This window comes from Paraburkholderia sp. SOS3 (assembly GCF_001922345.1).
Classification (GTDB): Bacteria; Pseudomonadota; Gammaproteobacteria; order Burkholderiales; family Burkholderiaceae; genus Paraburkholderia.
The window spans coordinates 2,601,303-2,622,723 of record NZ_CP018812.1 but is presented as its reverse complement, the minus strand read 5'-3'; the positions used below and the strand labels follow the sequence as shown (position 1 = coordinate 2,622,723).

Below are 21,421 nucleotides of genomic sequence, written 5' to 3'. Positions count from 1 at the left end.
CGCGACCTTAGCCGAAGCGTTCGACGCGATACGGCCGTGGGTCGGTAAACGGCCTGGAGCCGGTCATCATTTCGGCAAGCAGCCGGCCGGTGACGGGGCCGAGCGTGAGCCCATGATGGTTATGGCCGAATGCGAACCACAAACCGCGATGCCGCGGCGCGGGCCCGATCACAGGCCGCATGTCCGGCGTGCACGGGCGCATGCCGAGCCAGGGCGCCGCATCGAGCCGATCGCCGATGCCGAACGCAGCGCGCGCGAGCGGCTCGACACGCGCAAGCTGAATGCCGGTGGGCGGGCTGCCGCGCGTCGCAAGCTCGGTGCCGGTCGTGACGCGCAGCCGGCCGTTTTCCATCGGCGCCACGACATAGCCGCACTCGATATCGACGACAGGCACCGACAACGGTGTGCGCGTCGGCCGGTAGTGCATGTGGTAGCCGCGCTTCGCGCGCAGCGGAATGCGATACCCGAGCGGCTCGAACACCAGATCCGACCATGGGCCGAGCGCAACCACGACGTTGGGTGCGCTGAGTCGCCCGGATGCCGTTTCGACAGTCCATGCGCCGCCTTCCGCGCGCAGCGTGGTTGCGTCGCCGTTGATGAATATCCCACCGGTGCTTTCGAAAAGCCGCGCGTAGCTTTTCACGAGCGCACCCGGGCTGCGCACGCTTTTCGGATCGCGCCAGTGCAAACCGCCGCAGATGTCTGCGCCGACGCCCGGCTCGCGGATGCGTAGCGCGGCCGCATCGAGCGGTTCGACGCGCAGGCCGTGCGCGTGCGCGTCGGCTTGCGCTGCTGCGCGTTCCTTGTCGAATGCGGCAGGTGTGCGGTATGCCTCGATCCACCCGCCGTCGTACACGAGCGCGCCGGCGCCCGCGCGTGCGATCAAGGCGTCGTGCTCGGCGATGCACGCGCCGATGAGCGGCAGCATGTCGCGTGCGGCGGCCGCATGGCGTTGCGGCTGCGATTCCCACCAGTAGCGCATTAGCCATCCGGCGTAGGACGGCAGTGCCCGGTAATCCCAGTAGAGATCGGTGGAACGATTGCGTGCGTAGCGCAGCAATGTGCGCAGCTGGCGCGGAAAGCCATACGGCACGATCGACGAACGCTCGATGAGCCCCGCGTTGCCGAAGCTCGTTTCTTCGCCGGGACCGCGGCGGTCGACGAGCGCGACGCGTAGCGCGCGGTCCTGCAGATGCACAGCCGATGAAACGCCGATGATGCCGGCGCCGAGAACGATGACGTCGAAGTCCATGCGGGTTTGTGTGTGGTTGAACAGGGTGATGTGCGGGTTGTCGCGTCGCGATGTCGAGTGTCGACCCGGCGATTATAGGTTGCCCGTCGAGGTCGAATGACGCGCCATACGAACGCTTCCTGCTGCGGCCACTTTTCAGAGTTTTCGTATGGTCCGCAAACAGGTGCGATAGGCGAGTATGCGGACGCCAGGAAGCAGGCACGACGTCAGCGTCCCAGACGATCTGCATCACTAACAGCAAGTCAGCCATCAAAGCTGACAGCGGCAGACATGCCGCTATGAACCGTCGCCGGAAAGACGGCTGAAGGAGAAAGGCCCCTTTGCTAAAACTTATTTTGTGCTTATAATGAATCCATTGAATTCGATTAACTGGACCGCGAAGGCGGCCCGTCAGCTACGCAAGCTAGACCGCCAGCATCAAGTCACGATTCGCGATGGGGTGGCTTCGCTGGTGTCCATGCCGCTTTGCCAGAATGTCGTGCATTTGACGAACCATTTGCATGGCTACCGGCTTCGCATTGGTGACTTTCGGGTGTTGTTCAACTGGGACGGCGAAATCAAGGTTGTCGAGATCGAAGAAGTGAGGAAACGCGATGAACGCACCTACTAATATTCAACTTATAACGGGCGCTGATGGTACGCCGGCGTTCGTGGTCATTCCGTATATGCAGTATCTGGCCGAGCGCAGCGGCGAACGCGGGTTGATTCCTCATGATGTGGTGAGTCGCACGGTTGACGGTGCGACGCCTGTACGCGCGTGGCGCGAGCATTTGGGTTTGACTCAGTCCGAAGTCGCGCAGCGGCTGGGCATTAGCCAATCGGCCTATGCGCAACAGGAAAGCAGCGACCGTTTGCGTCGATCCACGCGCGAGAAAATCGCTGCCGCGCTTGACATCACTGCCGATCAGCTCGACTTCTGATTCTTCGTCGAGATCGGTCGACTCGCGGTCCGCGCCGCGAGTGGTCCGACGCTCACGTCTCCTGCACGCCCGTCACCTCGATTGCAAGATCGCTTTCGGCGATGGCCACGCACGGCAGGATATAGCCCTCTGCCTTTTCCTCGGCACTGACGCCGGGCCATTCGATCTGATAGCGCACGCTGCCCGACGTCATTTTGCACAGGCAGGTGCGGCATGTGCCATTGCGGCATGAGCGCGGCAGACGCAAACCGGCGAAGGCGGCCGCTTCGAGCACGGTCAACGACTCGGGTGCCTCGAACGTGCGTCCGAGCGGTTCTATAAGGACCGTGTGCGTCGTGTCAGGGTCGAGCATTGCGATTAGCCGGTGGACGGGTAGGCGGAGAGGCGCATAAGCCATGCGCTGAGCAAGCGTAGCGGAGTTTAACGGAACTCCGGCTTGCACGCGGCTGCGTCTTCACGTACCGCGACCCAATGGCACGATGGCACGATGACGCCGCGACGGGGTTAAAAAATCCGCGGTCGCAAGATCACGAAATCGACACGCCCAGCAAATGCCCAACCCCAAAGGTGAACGCAGCCGCAACGAGTCCAATCACGATCTGGCGCATCGCTGAAAACGCGGCACCACGACCGTTGAAAAGCGATGTGAACACGCCGACCGCCGCGAGTGCGAAGGCGCTGAGTGCCACGCATTGCGCGATTGCGGCGCTGCCTTGCGCCCAGAGAAACGGCAGCACGGGAAAAAGCGCGCCGAGCGAAAACAGACAGAACGACATCCCCGCTGCGGACCACGGATTGCCGCCGAGTTCCGCTGGGTCGATACCCAACTCTTCGCGCGTCAGCGTGTCGAGCGCCTTCTGCTTGTCGCGCATGATTTGCTCGGCAACACGGTTCGCTTCTGCGCGGTCGATGCCTTTCGCCTCGTAGATCATCGCAAGCTCGCGGCGTTCCGCATCGGGTGCATGCTCGAGCTCGTCCGCTTCCTTTGCGATCTGCGCGCGCGCGAGTTCGCGGGCATTCGTGACCGACAGCCATTCGCCGAGCGCCATCGAGCACGCGCCCGCGATCAGGCCGGCGAAGCCGGTCAGCATGATGGCCTTATTGCCGGTGCCCGCGCCCGCGATGCCCATGATCAGGCAGAAGTTCGACACGAGTCCGTCGTTTGCGCCGAGCACAGCGGCGCGCAGTTCGTTGCCCGATGCGACGCCCTTGTGCCAGGGCTCCGCTTCGACCGCGCGCGCGACCGAAGGCGTGAAGTGCCGACGCGCGCGCGTGGCCAGCAGCCTTCTTGCGCGCTGCATGTCTTGTGCGACGACGGCCTCCATCACTGCCGCATGACGCTGCTCGTCCGCCGAAAGCTGTGCGGCGTCGGGCTGATGCGCGTACTTGTCGCGGTCCGCGGTTTCCGCGGCCGCGAGCGCCGGCAGCACGGACGACGGTCCGAGCGTATGGATCAACGCGCGCATCAGGTAAGTCTTCGCACTCTGACGGTGTGTCCGCACGCGCTCGCCGCTCGCGCGCAGTTTGTCGAGCCAGATGTTCGCGTGCTCGCGCTCCGCGCCGGCCAGCTGCGCAAATACGGCGCGGCGCGCCGGGTCTTTCTCGACGCGGGCGAGCGTGTCGTATAGCGCGGCGCTGTCAAGTTCGTCGGCCAGGTTCGTGCGGAACCGTTTGAGTTCGTGATGCGTGGCCATTGTCGGTCGATCTGGGGCGCAGTGCGCTCAGTGCGCGCCGCGCATACGCAGATAGCGGTACACCGTGTTGCGCGCGAGTCCCAGTTCGCGCGACGCGGCGGAGATGTTGCCGCCATGCCGCGTCAGCGTCTGCTCGATGAGCGCGGCCTGCCATTCGGTCATGCGGGCGGGGCGTTCCGCGGAGCGGGAAGAACACGTCGACTGCGCGCGCAACGCGGCATCGTCCTCGACGGCGAAGGCGGCTTCCTGGCCGTCGAGTTCCCGTCTTTGCGCCGCGGCATGGTCTTCGAGAAAATCCTCGGGCAGATGCTCGATGCCGATTGCGTGCGCGCCTTCCGCCATGATGCCGGCCGTGCGCAGTACGTTCGACAGTTGCCGCAGATTGCCGGGCCATAGGCAACGGCCGAACAGTTCCAGTACGTCGCGATGCACGCGCGATGGAGTGCGCGGTTCCTCACGTTGCTGCTGTAACAGCATCCTTTCGACGAGCGTCGGCAAATCAGAGCGCTCGCACAAGGCCGGCAAGGTGACGGCGAGGCCGTTGATCCGGTAATACAGGTCTTCGCGGAACGTGCCCGCGTCGATCATCGCGCGCAGGTTGCGATGCGTCGCGCAAATGATCCTCAGATCGACCGGGATCGCCCGCGTGCCGCCGAGCGGGACGACCGCGCGCTCCTGCAGCACGCGCATCAGCCGCACCTGCTGCGCGAGCGGCATATCGCCGATTTCATCGAGAAAGAGCGTGCCGCCGTCGGCCTGCACGATCTTGCCGACGTTGCCGCGCTTGCGTGCGCCGGTGAAGGCGCCGTCCTCGTAGCCGAACAGTTCCGCTTCGATCAGCGTGTCGGGCAGCGATGCGCAATTGACGGCAACGAATGGCGCCGCGCGGCGCGGCGACTCGTAATGAAACGCGCGGGCAAGCCATTCCTTGCCGGTGCCGGTTTTGCCGAGTACGAGCAGCGCAATGTCGCGGCCGCCGATCTTTTCGACCCGGCGCAGAACCTCGGCCATTCTCGCGTCCCCGGTATCGAGCGTCGCGAAGCTCACCGCATGCGGTTCAGGGCGTACGCGCCCCGCGCCGGCCGGCGCTTTGGCCGATGCGCAGCCGCCGGGATCGCGGCGGCGGTCGCGGTCGTGGTCACTCGATGCGCCGGCGCTGAACGCAGGCCGCGCACGACATTCGGCTCGCGCAACAACGCGCACGCCGCTTGGCAGGGTTAGCGTCATGCATTCGCCGGGCGCGTGCTCCGCTTCGCTGACGAGCGCCGAGAACGGCGCGCCGAACAGCGCGTCGAACGGCAGCCGCTCGAGCGCGGCGAGCGGCCGTCCGAACTGGAATAGCGCGCTGCGATTCGCAGAGAGAAAGCAACCGTCGCGCGAGAACGCAGCGAGTCCTTCGAACAGCGTGCCGATGAATTCCGCTCGCGCATGGAAGCGCACCCGCACGGCGTCGGCAAACTGGTTCGCAAACAGATGATTCTCGATGATCTGCGCGGACATCCGCACGAGCGCAAGCGTGTGTTTGTGAAAGCCGCGCGTATCGCCGCTCACGTCGAGTGTGCCGATCGTATGGCCGTATGGGTCGGCAATCGGCGCGCACGAGCAGCTGAGGACGCGGTTCGCATGCAGAAAATGTTCGCCGCCGTGCACGACGGTCGGCCGCCCGTCCGCGAGCGCGGTGCCGATTGCGTTCGTACCGCGATCGGCCTCGGCCCACGATACGCCGGGGCATAGCGCCACCCGTCGCGCTTTCTCGACGAAGTCGCTGTCGCCGAGGCTGTGCAGGATCACGCCGTTGCTGTCGGTCAACAGCACCATGCTTTGCGTATCGACGATTTGCGCATGCAGCGTTTCCATGACCGGCAGCGCATGCGAGTAGAGCGACTGGTTGCGTTCGACGATGTCCTGCAACTGCGTATGCCGCAGCGGATGGAAATCCGGCGCCTCATGCGCATGCAGACCGAAATCGCGCGAGCGCGCGTGCGCCTGGGCGATCACGTCGAGTCGAGCAGCGGGTTGCCCGACGACCTGCCCAGCAGGGTGTCCAGCAGCGGGACGATGATTCACAGGCTTGTCTCCGGTGGAATGCAAAGCCGCGTCCGCGTGGCAGCGGGCGGCTTCGTCGTGTCTTCATGCCATTTATTTGGCACTGCAGCATACGATTGCCGGTCAGTGGTCATCTTACAGGACGCTGCGGCCATTCGGCACGGCAAGCCTGGGAAGCTGGTGTTTCCCGCGCAGACAGAGCCGCTCGTTAGAAGTGTTATGCGTTGATTCGCCGTTACGCGTAGACGCTGGCGCTTTGGGCGGGCAACGGCGACCGGCCCGGCGGTCGACTTCCCGTCGCGCGCTCTGCCTGTTGAAGCAGGACACTTGAACCGTCCGCGCGACGCGTCAGGCGCTTTTTGCACCGCGGCAGGGCTTGTTTTGCTCGCTTCAGGCACCGCGATGGTGTGCGTCAACGGAAAACTTGCGGCACGGCGGAAGTCGTCTAAAGTGAATGAAATCGTTTCGGGCGTGCGCTCGCGCACAGTCCGCGGCGGTTCGACCCGCGCCTGCGTTTTAGACGGAGGCACTCGAAGGGCAGGCGCGGCCACGGCAATGACGTTCCACCCGGCAGGCGATTCCCATGCAGATCATTTTCCCGAACGTGCCCCCTCAATATTCGGGGCGAGAGCTGACCCTGGCTTTTACGGCGATGGTCGATGGTGAACGGGTGGAGTGCACGATTACGGCCGAGGCGCTCGAAGACCATTTCGGCGCGGCGTCGCCGCGCATCGAAGACATGCTGGGCGCGTTCGATGCGCACCGCTCGCGTATCGAAGCCGCGACGCGCCGGCTGCTCTCGGAGACGCGCGCGCAATGCGCGGTGTTGCGCAGCGGCTATGTGCGGTTCTACGAGGCGAACGTTCGCTCGTAGCCGGCGCGCACGCTACATCATTCGCTGCAGCGTGCGATCCCTGAACAGCACCTGATGCGCGATCGCCGCCAGCGCATGTAGACCAATCACCCAGTAGAACGCATTGCCGAGCCACACGTGCGCGTCGTGCAGCGCGTGCCGCGCGCCGGGGTCGGCGCCCACGAGCACGATCTGAAGGTTCGTGCCGGCAAGCGTGACCGGATGACCGCCGGCGTTGATCATCAGAATGCCGAGCAGCGGCTGCGCGAAGATAAACAGATAAAGCGCGAGATGAACGAGCCGCGCGAGAAAGGTCAATAGCGCATTCGTTTCCACTTCGGCGGGCACGCCGTGCCACAGGCGCCACAGCAGCCGCAACACGGCGAGAGAGAGCACGAGCGCGCCGGCCCACATGTGCACGGCAGTCCATAGCGTGCGGCTGTCGCTGCCTTTCGGTCCGCGAATTTCGATCGCAAGGAAGGCAGTCGCGACCAGCAGAAAAATGGCCCAATGAAAAAAGATCGCAGGCCTTGAATAGCGTTCCTGCGTCGTGTAAGCGGACATGCACTGCTCCTTGATGGATCTTGTTCCTGTAACGAATGGTCGTGGCAACCGAAGCGACAGACAGGCCGGCCGCGGCTATTCCGCGCCGAGGTAGAAAAAGCGCAGCAGGAAGACCGCCGCGATGATCCATACGACGGGCTTCACTTGCCGCGCCTGTCCCGTCAGCAGCTTGAGTCCTGCATAGGAGATAAAGCCGAACGCGACGCCATTCGCGATCGAATAGGTGAACGGCATCAGCAATGCGGTGAGCGCGGCGGGCACGACCTCGGTCGCATCGTCCCACGGCAGGTCGGCCATCTCGCGCAGCATCAGGCACGACACATAGAGCAGCGCGGGCGCCGTCGCATAAGCCGGCACGACACCGGCGAGCGGAGCGAAGAAGAGGCTCAGCAGGAACAGCACGGCGACGGTGAGCGCCGTCGCGCCGGTGCGGCCGCCCGCCTGCACGCCGGACGCGCTTTCGATATACGCGGTCGTCGACGACGTGCCGAGCACCGAGCCCGCGAGAATCGCGGTGCTGTCCGCGAGCAGCGCGCGGTTGAGCCGGTGCATCTTGCCGTGCACGAGCAGCCCCGCGCGGTTGGCGACGCCCATCAGCGTGCCTGTCGCATCGAACAGTTCGACCAGAAAGAAGACGAGCACGACATTGAGCACGCCGGTCGATAGCGCGCCGCGAATGTCGAGCTTGAACAGCGTCGGTTCGATCGACGGCGGCATCGACACGATGCCGTGAAACTCGTTGCCGCCGAAGAAAAAGCTCAACACCGTGACGCCGACGATGCCGATCAGAATCGCACCGCGGATGCGCAGATAATCGAGCGTGACGATCGCGAAAAAGCCGACGATGGCGAGCACGGCATGCGCGTCATGAAGATTGCCAAGCGTGACGAGCGTGGCCGGATTGCCGGTGACGATGCCGGCGGACTTCAGCGAGATGATGGCGAGAAAGAGCCCGATGCCGCCGGTAATCGCGATGCGGATCGAATGCGGAATGCCGTTGACGATCACCTCGCGCACACGGAACAGCGTGACGATCATGAAAAGGCACCCGGAAATGAACACGGCGCCGAGTGCCGCTTGCCACGGAAAGTGCATGCCCTTGACGACCGTGTACGCGAAATAGGCGTTGAGTCCCATGCCCGGCGCGAGCGCGATCGGATAGTTCGCGTAGAGACCCATGATGATGGACGCGAGCGCCGCGACGATGCAGGTCGCGACGAACACGGAGTCTTTCGGCATGCCGGCGTCGCCGAGAATCGCGGGGTTGACGAAGATGATGTAGGCCATCGTCAGGAAGGTGGTCACGCCTGCGAGTACTTCCGTGCGCAGGTTCGTGCCTGCTTCGTCGAAGCCGAAATACCGTTTTACGGAGTCCATGTGCCGATTCTCTCGTCGGGTTGAGTCGTTGTTGTCGAAGAAGACTGCCGGTCAGGCGGCTGCCGGTCCGGGACAGCCACGCGGCGGATTGTAAACATGAATCGGCCGCGCGGGCAGCAGGGACAACCTCGATAGTTGTGCGGAGTTTATATGAACAAATTCGGGGCGCACATCTTCGTGAATTCCTTGATTGGCGCAATCCCGTGCGGGCGATCGGGGAATCACCAAAGCGTTGCGGTTCGACAGGAAAAACCGGAATAAAGGCGGGCGGGGTGCGTGGAGTGCCGTTAAGGGGAGAGCGGCAGAAACGCGACGGGCAGAGAACGGTTAGATAGGAAAAGGTCCGCGGAATCGAACGTTGCGCGGACCTCGCGTGCTGGGCGCTTACTGCGGCGACGGATTCGCCGCTTGCGCCGCGCGGCGCGCGGCCACGATCCTGCCTGCGGCGATGGCGTTCTCCGGATAATCGATCCAGTCGTCCGGATCGTAGCCTGCCGCGCGCCATTCGGCAAAATCGGCGATCACTTGCGCGCGCGTTTTCGGCGCCGACGGATCATACCCGGCCGTGGGCGTATCCGAAAAGGCATAGGTCGAGCACAAGACGCCGGCGATCACACAAAGAACCCTACGAGGAATGCGTTTCATGGTTGCGTCCTCAACAAGTTGAAGCAGTGCATTCCCATTCTAGAGCGGCTCGTCAAAGCGCGTGAGGCACAAGCGAACTGTTGTGCGCAATAGGCACGCTCACATTTGCGTGGGCTTGCCCATCCGGTCCAGCACGGCGGTGATCACGTCGATCGGCAGCGGAAACACGATCGTCGAATTCTTGTCCGCGGCGATGGTCGTGAGCGTTTGCAGATACCGCAGTTGCATCGCCTGCGGCTGCTGCGCAAGCATCCGTGCTGCATTGAGCAGCTTCTCCGATGCTTGCAGTTCGCCTTCGGCGTGAATGACCTTTGCGCGCCGTTCGCGTTCCGCCTCCGCTTGCCGCGCGATCGCACGGATCATCGTTTCGTTGATGTCCACGTGCTTGATTTCGACCGTCGATACCTTGATGCCCCAGGCGTCGGTCTGCGCATCGAGCACCTTCTGGATGTCGGCGTTCAGTTGCTCGCGCTCGGATAGCAGTTCGTCGAGTTCGTGCTTGCCGAGCACCGCGCGCAGCGTGGTTTGCGCGAGCTGGCTCGTGGCTTCGAGGTAGCGCGCGACCTGGATGACCGCGCGCTCCGGATCGACGACGCGAAAGTAGACCACCGCATTCACCTTGACCGAAACGTTGTCGCGCGTAATGACGTCCTGCGGCGGCACGTCGAATACGATCGTGCGCAGATCCATCCGCACGACCTGCTGCACGACCGGAATGATCAGCACGAGTCCCGGTCCCTTGACCTTCCAGAAGCGCCCGAGCATGAACACGACGCCGCGTTCGTACTCGCGAAAAATGCGGATCGACGATGCGATCAGCAGTGCCACGACCACAATCAGAATGCTGCCGAAACCGAACGTGAAACCGATCATCTGCGTTCTCCCTGTTGTGATGCCGCACCGGCCGGCACGACTGTCAGCGTAAGTCCGCGGCGGCCGGTCACGCGTACCGTGTGGCCCGCGGGCAGCAGCTCGCTGCTCTCGACGCGCCAGCGTTCGCCATGCACGCGTGCCCAGCCGGTGCCGCGGTTGACGCCGCCGCCGTCGCCGGCGTTATAGCCCGGCACGAGACCGTCGTCGAGCACCACGCCGATGCTGCCGATCATCGCTTCGGAGCCCGTCACGACCGGCTGCCGCCGCGCACGCAGCGCGACGCTCGACACGGTGAACACGAACAGCGCGCCGAACAGCGTGACCCCGGCGATCATCGGCAGCGGAATGCCGAAGCCGGGCACATCGGTATCGATCAGCATCAGTGCGCCGATCGCAAACGCGACGACGCCGCCGAAGCCGAGCGAACCGAACGTCGGCAAAAAGGCCTCGGCGATCAGGAAAGCGAGGCCGAGGAAAATCAGGCCGAGTCCCACATAGTTGACAGGCAGCAATTGCAGCGCGAAGAGGCCGACCAGCAGGCTGATCGTGCCGACCACGCCCGGCAGCACGAAACCCGGATTCGCGAACTCGAAGAAGAGGCCGTACATGCCGATCATCAGCAGAATCAGCGCCACGTTCGGATCGGTGATCACCGCGAGGAACCGGCTGCGCCAGTCCGGCTCGAGCGTAATCACGTCGGCGTGCGCGACGGCGAGGCGATGGTCTCCGTCGGCGGTGGTGACGGTTCGGCCATCCACCTGCCGCAACAGATCGGGAAGGTCGCGGGCGACGACGTCGACGACCTTCTGTTCGAGCGCTTCGCGTGCCGACAGGCTTACGGCTTCGCGCACCGCCCGCTCGGCCCAGTCCGCGTTGCGCCCGCGCAGTTGGGCGAGACCGCGAATGTAGGCGGACGCATCCTGCACCTGCTTGCGGATTTCGGTCGATTGCGTATCGAGCGCGGGCGATGGGGCGGCTGCAGCGGAGGCGGACGAAGCCGCGGAAGGCCCACCGCCGGGCTTGCTGTCCGGCGCGAGGCCGGGCAGCGCCGGGCCCGCGCCCGGTTTCGGCGCGTCGGAGCCGCCCATGCCGATCTGCACCGGCGTCGCGGCGCCGAGATTCGTGCCCGGCGCCATGGCGGCGATCTGGCTTGCATAGACGATATAAGTGCCGGCACTCGCGGCGCGCGCGCCGCCCGGGGCGATATAGCTGGCGACGGGCACCGGCGAGCCGAGCATCGCCTTGATGATCTGTCGCATCGACGTGTCGAGCCCGCCGGGCGTGTCGAGCTGCAGCACCGCCAGGGCCGCATGCTCGTGCGCGGCGCGCGCGAGCCCGCGCACGATGAAGTCCGCACTCGCCGGGCCGATTGCGCCGCTGACCGGAATCACGATCACGTGCGGCGTCGCAGCGGCGGCGCGATTGTCGCTGGTTTCGGCGGCATGGGCCGCCGCCATGCCGAAACCGGTTGGGCTTTGGCCCGTGAAGATAGCGAAGGCCATCGAAGCGGTGGCCAGCAGCAGCATTCGCACCGCAGCCGCACGCAGGTGCAGGCCGCGTGGCGTGCGGTGCATCGTCGCGCCCGCCACCCGCGCCGCGCCGCATGCGATGCGGCGTCCGGACGTCGGGCCGGGGTGCCGGTACGGGAGAAACGGGTAGATTCTCATCGCCGACGGCCGGTGCACCGCCGGGCGGATCCCGGCGCCGGCGGCGACCAGCCCCAAAAGGAGGCCTGTTATCAAGCTTAGTCGGAAATCGATCGATGCGCGGGAAATGCGGGACGAATGCGCGGCGAGTTCGCGATGAATTGATCGAAGTCCAAACAGGTGTTATCGCGCGGCGCGTTTGCGTGCAGAATGTCCGCCAATAGAGCGCAATTGCGCCGACACGCGACGATGCCCAGCCACGCGTTGAAACGCAGGCTCGGATAACGCGGCATGGTACTGGAGACAACCATGACAGCAGCCGACAGCTTTCTGGAAGCGCGCGATCTGTTGTTGCGCCATCGCACCGACTACGAGCGCGCCTATCGCGAGTTCCGCTGGCCGGTTCTCGACGACTTCAACTGGGCGCTCGACTACTTCGACGTTATCGCGCGCGGCAATGAGCGCCCGGCACTGTGGATCGTCGACGACACCGAGGGCCGCGGCCTCACGCTTTCGTATGCGCAGATGGCGGAGCGGTCGAATCGCGTGGCGAACTTTCTGCGCGGCCTCGGCGTCGGCCGCGGCGACCGTCTGCTGCTGATGCTGCCGAATCGCGTCGAGCTATGGGACACGATGCTCGCCGCGATGAAGCTCGGCGCGATCGTGCTGCCGGCCACCACCCAGCTATCGGCCGACGATGTGCGCGATCGCGTGCAACTGGGCGGCGCGACCGTCGCGATTGTCGATGGCGCGGAACTCGCGAAATTCGATGCGCTCGACGTGCCGCTCACGCGTGTCTGCGTGGGGGCGCCGCGCGACGGCTGGACCGATATAGCCGCCGCTTACCAGGCGTCATCATCGTTCGCGCCCGATGGCCGCACGCGCGCGAGCGATCCGATGCTGCTGTATTTCACGTCCGGTACCACATCGAAGCCGAAGCTCGTCGAACACACGCATGCGAGCTATCCGGTCGGGCATCTGTCGACCATGTACTGGATCGGTCTGCAGCCGGGCGATATTCACTGGAATATCAGTTCGCCAGGCTGGGCGAAGCATGCGTGGAGCTGTTTCTTTGCGCCGTGGAATGCGCAGGCGTGCGTGTTCGTCTACAACTTCGCGCGCTTCGTGCCGAAAGACACGCTAACGGTCCTCGTGCGCTGCAATGTGACGACGCTGTGCGCGCCGCCCACCGTGTGGCGCATGCTCGTGCAGGAGCCGCTTGCTTCGTATCCGGTGAAGTTGCGCGAGATTGTCGGCGCGGGCGAGCCGCTGAATCCGGAAATCATCGAGCGCGTGCGCCACGCGTGGAACATCACGATACGCGATGGCTACGGCCAGACGGAGACGACGTGTCAGGTCGGTAACTCGCCGGGGCAGCCGGTGGTACCCGGTTCGATGGGACGGCCGCTGCCTGGTTATCGGGTCGAACTCGTCGATGCGGACGATCAGCCCGTTGCGGAGGGCGAAATCGCGCTGCCGCTTTCGGCGAGCCCGCTCGGCTTGATGACCGGCTACGCGAACAACGAAGCGGCAAATGCGAACGCGATGCGCAACGGCTACTACCACACGTCCGATGTTGCATTCAGGCGCGACGACGGCTACCTCGTCTACGTCGGCCGGTCTGACGACGTGTTCAAGTCGTCCGATTACCGGCTGAGCCCGTTCGAGATCGAAAGTGTGCTGATCGAGCATGAGGCCATTGCCGAAGCGGCAGTGGTGCCGAGCCCCGATGCGCTGCGTGCGTCGGTGCCGAAGGCGTTCGTCACCGTGCGTCAGGGCTTCGACGCGAGCCCCGAAGTGGCACGCGACGTGTTTCGTTTTGCCCGCGAGAAGCTCGCGCCGTACAAGCGGATTCGCCGCCTGCAATTCAGCGAACTGCCGAAGACGATCTCGGGAAAGATTCGCCGCGTCGAGCTGCGTTGTCGCGAGCTCGATCGCTCCGCGGAGCCGGCGCGCATGCCCGGCGAGTATTGGGAAGAGGACTTTCCCGATTTGCGCTGACCTGAACCGAAGCGCGTTGAATTGCGTTGAATTGCGTTGAAGGCGCTGAGGTGCGCTGAGGTGTGTTGACAGGCGCGTCGCATGCGGACCCCACCGGAGACGGCACGATGAAAATTGGTTTCGTAGGGCTCGGCAACATGGGTGCGCCGATGGCGCGCAATCTGCTGAATGCGGGTCACGTTCTGCAGGTGTTCGACGTCAGCGCGCCGGCCGTGCAGGCACTCGTGGACGCGGGCGCGCAGGCGGCCGCGTCGCCCAAAGCGGCGTCGACCGGGGCGCAATGCGTGATCACGATGCTGCCGGCCGCCGCGCACGTCAAGAGCGTACTGACCGGCGACGACGGCATTCTCGCCGGCATCGCACGCGGCGTAACGATCGTCGATTCGAGCACGATCGATCCGGCGAGCGTGAAGGCGTTCGCGGCGCTTGCGCAGCAGCAGGGCAACGCATTCGTCGATGCACCGGTCTCGGGCGGCACGGGCGGCGCTGCGGCAGGCACGCTGACCTTCATGGTCGGCGGCAGTGCGCAAGCCTACGAATGTGTGAAGCCGGTGTTGTCGGCGATGGGCCGCAACATCGTGCATTGCGGGGACACGGGCACAGGGCAGGTTGCGAAGATCTGCAATAACCTCGTGCTCGGCATCACGATGGCGGGCGTGGCGGAGGGCATGGCGCTAGGCGCTGCGCTCGGCATCGATCCGAAGGTGCTGGACGGCATCATGAATACGTCGACGGGGCGCTGCTGGAGTTCCGATACGTACAATCCGTTTCCGGGCGTGGTCGACACCGCGCCGTCGTCGCGCGGCTATACGGGCGGCTTCGGCATCGATCTGATGCTCAAAGATCTCGGTCTCGCGAACGACGCCGCGAAGCTCGTGCGGCAACCGGTCTTTCTTGGCGCGCTCGCACAGCAGCTGTATCAGGCGATGAGCACGAACGGTGCGGGCAAGCTCGATTTCTCGTCGGTGATCAGGCTGTACCGGCGCGACGACGATACGGCCTGATCGCGCGAGGCAGAAGCCCACGCGTCACGGCACGAGCCACAACGACACCGCGTAAATGACCAGCGACACGAAAAACGTCACCGCGGTATAGCCCATCACGCGCTGAATCCGGATGCCGGCAATCGCGACGACCGGCACGGCCCAGAACGGCTGCAGCATGTTCGACACGTTCTCCGCCATCGCGACGCCCATCGCGGTGCGCGCGACCGGCGCATGCAGGCTCAATGCAGCCGGCAGAACGAACGGCCCCTGCACGGCCCAATGACCGCCTGCGCTCGGAATCAGCAACGTGATGATGAGCGAGCTCAGATAGCTCCACAGCGCGAGCGTGGTCGGCGTCGCGACCGCTACGAACGTCTTGGCGATGACCGATGCGAGGCCCGTGCCGCTCATGATGCCCATGATGCCGCCGTACATCGGATATTGGAGCAGCATCGAGCCGGTCTGGCGCGCCGCGCGGCGAATCGCATCGGCGTAAGCGATCGGCGTGCGCTGCAGCGCGAGACCGGCGAGCAGAAAGATCAGAATGGTCGTGTTGATGTCGAGCTCAAAGCCCTTCTCGTGCCACTGCATCGCGATATAGCCGACGCCCATGGCGAGCAGCAGCAGCGTGCCGAGCATCGACTGTTCGAGTCGCGCGGCAAGCGAGCCGTCGTCGGCGTTGCGTGCGTGCGGATCGTCGGCGGGGGCGGCGGCTTCGTCGCGCAGCGTCGTGATCTTCGCATCGCGCGGATGCATCCTGATGAAGATAAACGTCATCACGACGACGACCGCGACCGTCGGCACAAACACGAACGGCGCGAACACCGTTTGCGTGAGCGGCACGACCTGGCCCGTCGCTTTTTCGACGAGATTCAGCGCGTTGCCGTGCGAAGCCTGCGACAGCGCAATCGAACTCGACAGCCCGCTATTGCAGATCGACCACGCGGAATAGCTGCCCGCGACGAGCCACGCGAAATCGACATCGACGCGCCTCGCGATCTCGCGCGCGAGCAGCGCGCCGACCACGAGTCCAAACCCCCAGTTCAGCCATGCCGCAACCGCGACGATCGGAAACACGACGAGTGCCGCTTTGGTCGGCGTCTGCACGCGCGAGGCGAGCGAGCGCAGCGCGCGCTGCACGACCGGCGCATCGGCGATCGCAAAGCCGGTCGCGAGAATCAGGATCATCTGCAGCGCGAAGCCGAGAATGCCGAAGGCGCCGCCATACCATGAACTGAGCACGTGCGGAATGTCGGCTTTCGGCGCGAACAGCATCGACAACACGATCACGACGAGCGTGAGCCCGATCGACAGTACGAACGGGTCGGGCATCACACGCTCGAACAGATAGACGAGCACGCTTACGATGTTGCGGCGTTCCGGTTGCGATGGGGTTGTGGGAGCAGGCTGTCTCGCGTCCATTGTGTTTTCTCTCGTGCGCGTGGTTTCAGATGCGGCGTGTTGCACGGTGCACAAGCCTTCAGTTTGAAAGCTCGTGCGCCGCGCCGCCGCGTTCGACGTGGGCACGAAACATACCGGAATTTTTCGATGTCTGCTGTCGCGCACGTACCGTCAGGTTCGCGCCGGCTCATCCGATATGGAATTGCGACGACAACGAAAAGTACGCGTTGCTAACGATGGATGACGACGCGGGCGCGTCAATCGTCGAGCGCTTCGTGTACTGCAACGGCGCCCTGTTTCCAATAGCTCGCTGCGCGAATTCGCGACTTGTCGATGCCGCGCTCGTTGACGAGGTGGTAGCGCACCGCGCGCATTGTCGCCGCTTCGCCGGCTGCCCAGACATAGCCTTCGCCGTCGGGCATCCACGTTTCGCGGACAGCCTGCAGCAGCGCTTCGCCGCGCGACTTCGAGTCGCTGCGATAGCACCACACGTTATACAGATCCGATGCAGTCGAAAATTCGATGCGCGCGGACGGATCGCTGACTTCGATGATTGCCGCGACGCGCGTGCCTGCCGGTAACTCTTCGAGTCGACGCGCAATGGCGGGCAGCGCCGTATCGTCACCGATCAGCAGATGCCAGTCGAACCCGGTTGGAATGACCAGCGAGCCGCGCGGGCCGCCGACGCCGAGATACTGGCCGGCCTGTGCCTGCGCCGCCCACTCGGCGGCGGGCCCTGCTTCGTGCAAGGCGAACTCGAGATCGAGCTCGCGCGCGGCGCGGTCGTAGCGGCGCGGCGTGAAATCGCGTGCCACGGGGCGCGGTTCGTCGGCAGCGAACACGGGTCCGTCCGGACCTGTTTGCGGCAGCGACGGCTTTTCCGCGCCGGGGGCCGGGAAAAAGACTTTGACATGGTCGTCGAACGAAGCCGACTCGAAGTCGTGCAGGTCGTCGCCGGTCAGCGTGACGCGGGTCAGATGCGGCGTGAGGTGCCGCACATGCTTGACTTGCAGCAGTCGGAACTTCAGTGGATGACGCACACGCGTCACCGCAAGATCGGAGCGATCGTGCATAAAGGAATTCCTTTTCGGTTGCGAGCGGGCTTTGGCGTTATTCAGACTGTGCTCAGGCCTTATCGCCGCCGCCCCTGGTTTTGCCTTCGATCTCGGCCGTTGCGCGCGCGAGGATGGCGGCAATGCGGCGCTGCTCGTCGGGCGATGCGTTGTCGCGCAGGAGCAGCGCGTGTTTCAGTGCACGGCGCGCCTCGATGAATTCGGGCAGCCAGGCCGCGCCGCGAACGCCGCCGAATTCATCGCCGCCGGCTTCGGTACCTGCGCTATCGCCCGCCTCGCCGGAGAACGCGCGCCGCACCATGTCCATCTTGCGGGCGATATGACTGAGCTTCGCGAGCATCAGGTCGGCGCGTTCGCGGTTCGCGGCCAGATAGCTGCGGCCCGCATCGGCCAGTTCGTAGCGCTTGCGGTTGCCTTCCATCTGCACGGTGACGTAGCCGAGTTCCTCGAGGTAGGTGAGCGCCGGGTACACCATGCCCGGGCTCGGCGAGTAGAAGCCGTTCGAGCGCGCGTCGAGCGCCTTGATCAGTTCATAGCCGTGACTGGGCCGCTCGCCGATCAACGCGAGCAATAGCAGTTGCAGATCGTCGGACGTGAACTTGCGTCCGCGCGGGAAGCCGTCGGTTTCGTCGCCGAAGCCGCCGAAACCCGGGCCGCCGCCCGAAAAGCGGCCGCCGCGACCGTGGTGATGGCGGCCGATGGCATGCCACGCATGCCACAGGCGGTGCAGCGAGAATGCGTCGGCCAAACCAGGACGGCTCGGATAGCGGCTGTTGGACGAGATATGAAACTGCCGGTGATCGCGCATGACGAACTCCTCAGGAAGAGTGAGGTTGTATCTAAAGATATATCGCAAGATATATATCTAAAGATGGTTTGTCAAATGTCGTTTTATGGGATGACTGCCTCTCGCGTCGGCAGACTTATCGCCGACGTGCTAATCTCGCACCGTTTCGAAACCTGACACGGCAAAACGGACAATGGACGCCATCGAAGCGAACCTCGCGCAGCGCCCCGTTTTCGTGCTCGCCGAGCGGCACGACGCGCTGGACAAGCCGTGGAACGCGGAGCACCGCGCGCAGTTCGTGCAGGTCAGCGAAGGGGTGCTGACCGTGTGCACCGACGGCGGACTGTGGGTCGTGCCGCCGCATCACGCGGTGTGGCTGCTGCCGGGCGCGCCGCATCGCGCGACGTCGCTGACTCCGGTCGTGACCCGCACGCTGTATGCGGATGCCGATGCCGTGCCCGTGCCGGCGCAAAACGTCGTCGTGTCGGTCGACCCGCTGGTCGACGAATTGCTGCTCGCGGCCGCCCAATCCGGCGATGACTATCCGCCCGACGGCCCCGAGGCGCGCCTGATCGATGTGATCGTCGACCGTCTGCCGTTGCTCGCGGTCGCGCCGCTGTCGTTGCATTACCCTCGCGACCGGCGAATTCTGCGCATTGCCGAAGCGTTGAGCGCGCATCCGGCTCAATCGGGCGTGCTCGAAGAGCTCGCGGCAGGCGCCGGCGTGACCGCGCGCACGGCCGCGCGGCTCTTCGTCAAGGAAACCGGACTGACATTCGGCCAATGGCGGCAGCAACTGCGTTTGCTGGTTGCGCTCGAGCGGCTCGGCGCCGGGGCGAGCGTAACGCGCGTGGCGCTCGACGTCGGGTACAACGACGTGTCGTCGTTTATCGCGGTGTTCAAGGATTCGCTTGGCGAAACGCCTGCGCGATATTTCCGCTAAAGCGTTCGCGAAGCGGTGCGCCTCGATGGACCGCCTTTGCCCGCTTGCGCCGCGCGCCGCGCTGGCGCCCGTGCGAATGAAGGCTTTTTGTAGGTGTTTTCGCGTTGCTCGCGAGTTCTTTACGTTGCGCTAAAGATCGTCCGCGGCGCGCCGTTAACGGTGGTCATAAGCCTGAAAAACATGCCCGACGCACGGCCGGCCGCATGCCTGCCCGCGCGTTCGAGCGTTTCGTGCCGCCATGAAGCGATCGACGTCGCGCTGACGTCGCCTTCCGGACGGCCAACCACACACCTACAGAGCCGATATATGGCGCGATCGATGCCGCAAGCTTCGCTGAACCGCTCTTCGCTTTTCGGACGCTTGTTCCACTATTCCGTCGCCGTCGACCTCGGCACGGCCAACACCCTGATCTATACCGATGACGGCGGCATCGTCGTCAACCAGCCTTCGGTCGTCTGCTTCCAGAAGCAGATGTCGACCGAAGGCCGCAGACGCGTCGCGGCAGTCGGCGCCGAAGCGAAGCAGATGCTCGGGCGCGCGCCGGGCAACCTCGAACCGGTGCGGCCAATGCGGCACGGCGTGATCGCGAATTTCCCGGCCGCCGAGCACATGATCCGGCAATTCGTCGACATGGCGAAGCCGCGGCCGTTCTTCGCGCGCCGCGCGGCCTTCACGATCTGCGTACCGGCCGGCGCGACCCAGGTCGAGCGGCGCGCGATCCGCGAAGCGGCGGTCGCGGCGGGCGCGTGGAAGGTCAACCTGATCGAAGAATCGCTTGCATCGGCGGTCGGCGCGGGGTTGCCGGTGTCTGAGGCGACCGGCTCGATGGTCGTCGATATCGGCGGCGGCACGACCGAAATCGGCGTGATCGCGCTCGGCGGCATCGCGTATAGCGGATCGATCCGCGTCGGCGGCGATCAGCTCGACCAGGCCATCGTCAACTATGTGCGCACGATGTATGGCGTCGTGCTTGGCGAACAGACTGCCGAACACGTGAAAAAGACGATCGGCTCGGCGTTGCGCGATGTGCCGCAGGAAAAGATGTTCGCGACGGGCCGCAGCGTCGACGACGGCCTGCCGCGCACGATCGAGATCAGCACGCAGGATGTCGCCGATGCGATCGCGGTGCCGCTGCGCCAGGTGCTCGTCGCAGTGAAAGGGGCACTCGAAAATGCGCCGCCCGAACTCGTTACCGACATCGCGCATGCCGGCATCGTGCTGACGGGCGGCGGTGCACTGCTTGGGCATCTGACCGGCTATCTCGCGGGCGAACTGGGTCTTACCGTGCGGGTCGCCGACGAGCCGCTGACGTGCGCGGTGCGCGGCGCGGGCGCGGTAGCGGAAGCGGGACTCGTCGACGCCTACGTGTACGAATAAGCGGGTCGCGGGGGCAAGCAGAGCGGCTCTGAAAGGTATGTGACAATGTCGGACATCGCCTGATGTCCGCTCATTCGTCACTGTTTGCCCATCTCCGCCTGTGAATGCACCTGCCGCCACGCACGCTTTCTCTCCCTCGTTCGTCGAATTGAGCAGCGGCTTGCGTGTGCCGTACGTCGAACGCGGCGAAGGCGAACTGCTGCTGTTCGTGCACGGGTCGCTATGCGACTACCGCTACTGGCAACCTCAGCTCGACGGCCTGTCGAACCGCTATCGCTGCGTTGCGATCAGCCTCACGCACTACTGGCCCAATGGCGCGACGCCGGCGCGATTTCCTTTCAGCTGGAGCCGCCATGCCGACGAACTCGCGGAATTCATCGATCGTTTCGATGCGGGCCCGGCGCATGTAATCGGCCATTCGCGCGGCGGCTGTGTGTCGTTTCATTTTGCGCGCCGGCACCGGCAGCATGTGCGCACGCTGACGCTGGCGGACCCGGGCGGTCCGCTGCAGATCGCCGGCCGGCCGGTCGCGAACCTGCCCGAAACGGTCAATGCGTTGCGCGCGCGTGCCGCGCAACTGATCGAAGAAGGGAAGGTGGAAGCGGGCCTGCAGCTGTTCGTCGATTCGGTGAGCCGCCCTGGCTTCTGGTCGAAGAGCACGACCGCGTTTCGCACGATGGCGACGGACAACGCGCACACGCTGGCGCGCCAGTTCCGCGATCCGCTCCCTGCCTATGTGCCCGACGACGCGTCGCAGGTGCGCTGCCCGGTATTGCTGATCGACGGCGAGAAAAGTCCGCAGATGTTCAAACGCGCCGTCGCGGCGCTTCAATCGTGGCTGCCCGATGCGCGCCAGAAAACCGTGAACGGCGCGTCGCACGGGATGAATCTCGCGCACCCGGCCGCCTTCAATCGCTATGTCGACGAGTTCGTGCGCGGTGTAGCGACTGACGCTCGGGCGTGACTGTCTGCATCGCGGCCCG

20 protein-coding genes are annotated in these 21,421 nt (G+C 64.8%); 8 read left to right on the top strand and 12 right to left on the bottom strand.

The window, feature by feature from the left end:
- Positions 1–7: 7 nt before the first annotated feature.
- Positions 8–1,252, bottom strand: a complete 1,245-nt coding sequence (locus BTO02_RS31705; RefSeq protein WP_075160927.1) for an NAD(P)/FAD-dependent oxidoreductase — start codon at positions 1,250–1,252, stop codon at positions 8–10.
- Between the two features lie 346 nt (positions 1,253–1,598).
- Here BTO02_RS31705 and BTO02_RS31700 point away from each other — a divergent pair, with 346 nt between their 5' ends.
- Together BTO02_RS31700 and BTO02_RS31695 are read left to right on the top strand one after the other, a co-directional pair.
- Entirely contained in the window at positions 1,599–1,862 is a 264-nt protein-coding gene (locus tag BTO02_RS31700; protein WP_083615482.1) for a type II toxin-antitoxin system RelE family toxin, read from the top strand.
- Entirely contained in the window at positions 1,846–2,172 is a 327-nt protein-coding gene (locus BTO02_RS31695; protein ID WP_075160926.1) for a helix-turn-helix domain-containing protein, read from the top strand. The genes BTO02_RS31700 and BTO02_RS31695 overlap by 17 nt, the downstream gene beginning before the upstream one ends.
- Before the next feature lie 52 nt (positions 2,173–2,224).
- Here the strand turns inward: BTO02_RS31695 and BTO02_RS31690 are convergent, their stop codons facing one another.
- The 3 genes from BTO02_RS31690 to BTO02_RS31680 all read right to left on the bottom strand — a co-directional run bounded on the left by BTO02_RS31690 (position 2,225) and on the right by BTO02_RS31680 (position 5,933).
- Complete coding sequence (locus BTO02_RS31690; protein ID WP_075160925.1) at positions 2,225–2,524, bottom strand: 2Fe-2S iron-sulfur cluster-binding protein; 300 nt, start codon at positions 2,522–2,524, stop codon at positions 2,225–2,227.
- A 175-nt stretch (positions 2,525–2,699) separates the two neighbouring features.
- A complete protein-coding gene (locus BTO02_RS31685) occupies positions 2,700–3,866 on the bottom strand; it encodes a VIT1/CCC1 transporter family protein (RefSeq protein ID WP_075160924.1) in 1,167 nt (388 codons plus the stop codon).
- A gap of 27 nt (positions 3,867–3,893) precedes the next feature.
- A complete protein-coding gene (locus BTO02_RS31680; RefSeq protein WP_075160923.1) occupies positions 3,894–5,933 on the bottom strand; it encodes a sigma-54-dependent Fis family transcriptional regulator in 2,040 nt (679 codons plus the stop codon).
- Between the two features lie 562 nt (positions 5,934–6,495).
- On the opposite strand from BTO02_RS31680, the gene BTO02_RS31675 reads away from it, so the two are divergent.
- A complete protein-coding gene (locus BTO02_RS31675; protein WP_075160922.1) occupies positions 6,496–6,786 on the top strand; it encodes a DUF1488 domain-containing protein in 291 nt (96 codons plus the stop codon).
- 12 nt (positions 6,787–6,798) lie between these two features.
- On the opposite strand, the gene BTO02_RS31670 is transcribed toward BTO02_RS31675, so the two are convergent.
- The 5 genes from BTO02_RS31670 to BTO02_RS31650 all read right to left on the bottom strand — a co-directional run bounded on the left by BTO02_RS31670 (position 6,799) and on the right by BTO02_RS31650 (position 11,891).
- The gene (locus tag BTO02_RS31670) at positions 6,799–7,329 is read right to left on the bottom strand and encodes a cytochrome b (protein ID WP_075160921.1); all 531 of its coding nucleotides are present in this window, start codon (positions 7,327–7,329) and stop codon (positions 6,799–6,801) included.
- Positions 7,330–7,404: 75 nt separating this feature from the next.
- Positions 7,405–8,706, bottom strand: coding sequence for an NCS2 family permease (locus BTO02_RS31665; RefSeq protein ID WP_075160920.1), 1,302 nt, complete (start codon positions 8,704–8,706; stop codon positions 7,405–7,407).
- A gap of 384 nt (positions 8,707–9,090) precedes the next feature.
- Positions 9,091–9,351, bottom strand: coding sequence for a DUF4148 domain-containing protein (locus BTO02_RS31660; RefSeq protein WP_075160919.1), 261 nt, complete (start codon positions 9,349–9,351; stop codon positions 9,091–9,093).
- Positions 9,352–9,450: 99 nt separating this feature from the next.
- The gene (locus BTO02_RS31655; protein WP_075160918.1) at positions 9,451–10,224 is read right to left on the bottom strand and encodes a slipin family protein; all 774 of its coding nucleotides are present in this window, start codon (positions 10,222–10,224) and stop codon (positions 9,451–9,453) included.
- A complete protein-coding gene (locus BTO02_RS31650) occupies positions 10,221–11,891 on the bottom strand; it encodes an NfeD family protein (RefSeq protein WP_083615563.1) in 1,671 nt (556 codons plus the stop codon). Before BTO02_RS31650 ends, BTO02_RS31655 begins: the two co-directional genes overlap by 4 nt.
- A gap of 288 nt (positions 11,892–12,179) precedes the next feature.
- Between BTO02_RS31650 and BTO02_RS31640 the strand changes: the two genes are divergently transcribed.
- On the top strand, positions 12,180–13,871 hold the full coding sequence (locus BTO02_RS31640; protein ID WP_075160916.1) for an AMP-binding protein: 1,692 nt from the start codon (positions 12,180–12,182) through the stop codon (positions 13,869–13,871).
- Between the two features lie 107 nt (positions 13,872–13,978).
- Positions 13,979–14,875: a 3-hydroxyisobutyrate dehydrogenase gene (mmsB, locus tag BTO02_RS31635; protein ID WP_075161580.1), complete on the top strand. Its 897-nt coding sequence runs from the start codon at positions 13,979–13,981 to the stop codon at positions 14,873–14,875.
- Between the two features lie 24 nt (positions 14,876–14,899).
- Here the strand turns inward: mmsB and BTO02_RS31630 are convergent, their stop codons facing one another.
- The 3 genes from BTO02_RS31630 to BTO02_RS31620 form a co-directional block, all read right to left on the bottom strand.
- On the bottom strand, positions 14,900–16,279 hold the full coding sequence (locus BTO02_RS31630; RefSeq protein ID WP_075160915.1) for a short-chain fatty acid transporter: 1,380 nt from the start codon (positions 16,277–16,279) through the stop codon (positions 14,900–14,902).
- A gap of 236 nt (positions 16,280–16,515) precedes the next feature.
- Positions 16,516–17,331, bottom strand: coding sequence for a siderophore-interacting protein (locus tag BTO02_RS31625; protein ID WP_075160914.1), 816 nt, complete (start codon positions 17,329–17,331; stop codon positions 16,516–16,518).
- A 52-nt stretch (positions 17,332–17,383) separates the two neighbouring features.
- On the bottom strand, positions 17,384–18,139 hold the full coding sequence (locus tag BTO02_RS31620) for a PadR family transcriptional regulator (RefSeq protein ID WP_075160913.1): 756 nt from the start codon (positions 18,137–18,139) through the stop codon (positions 17,384–17,386).
- Between the two features lie 172 nt (positions 18,140–18,311).
- Between BTO02_RS31620 and BTO02_RS31615 the strand changes: the two genes are divergently transcribed.
- From BTO02_RS31615 to BTO02_RS31605, 3 genes are all read left to right on the top strand, one after another.
- Positions 18,312–19,061 (top strand): AraC family transcriptional regulator, encoded by a 750-nt coding sequence (locus BTO02_RS31615; protein WP_075160912.1) that lies wholly within the window; start codon positions 18,312–18,314, stop codon positions 19,059–19,061.
- Positions 19,062–19,367: 306 nt separating this feature from the next.
- Complete coding sequence (locus BTO02_RS31610) at positions 19,368–20,438, top strand: rod shape-determining protein (RefSeq protein ID WP_075160911.1); 1,071 nt, start codon at positions 19,368–19,370, stop codon at positions 20,436–20,438.
- Positions 20,439–20,604: 166 nt separating this feature from the next.
- A complete protein-coding gene (locus tag BTO02_RS31605; protein WP_075161579.1) occupies positions 20,605–21,402 on the top strand; it encodes an alpha/beta fold hydrolase in 798 nt (265 codons plus the stop codon).
- Positions 21,403–21,421: the final 19 nt, after the last annotated feature.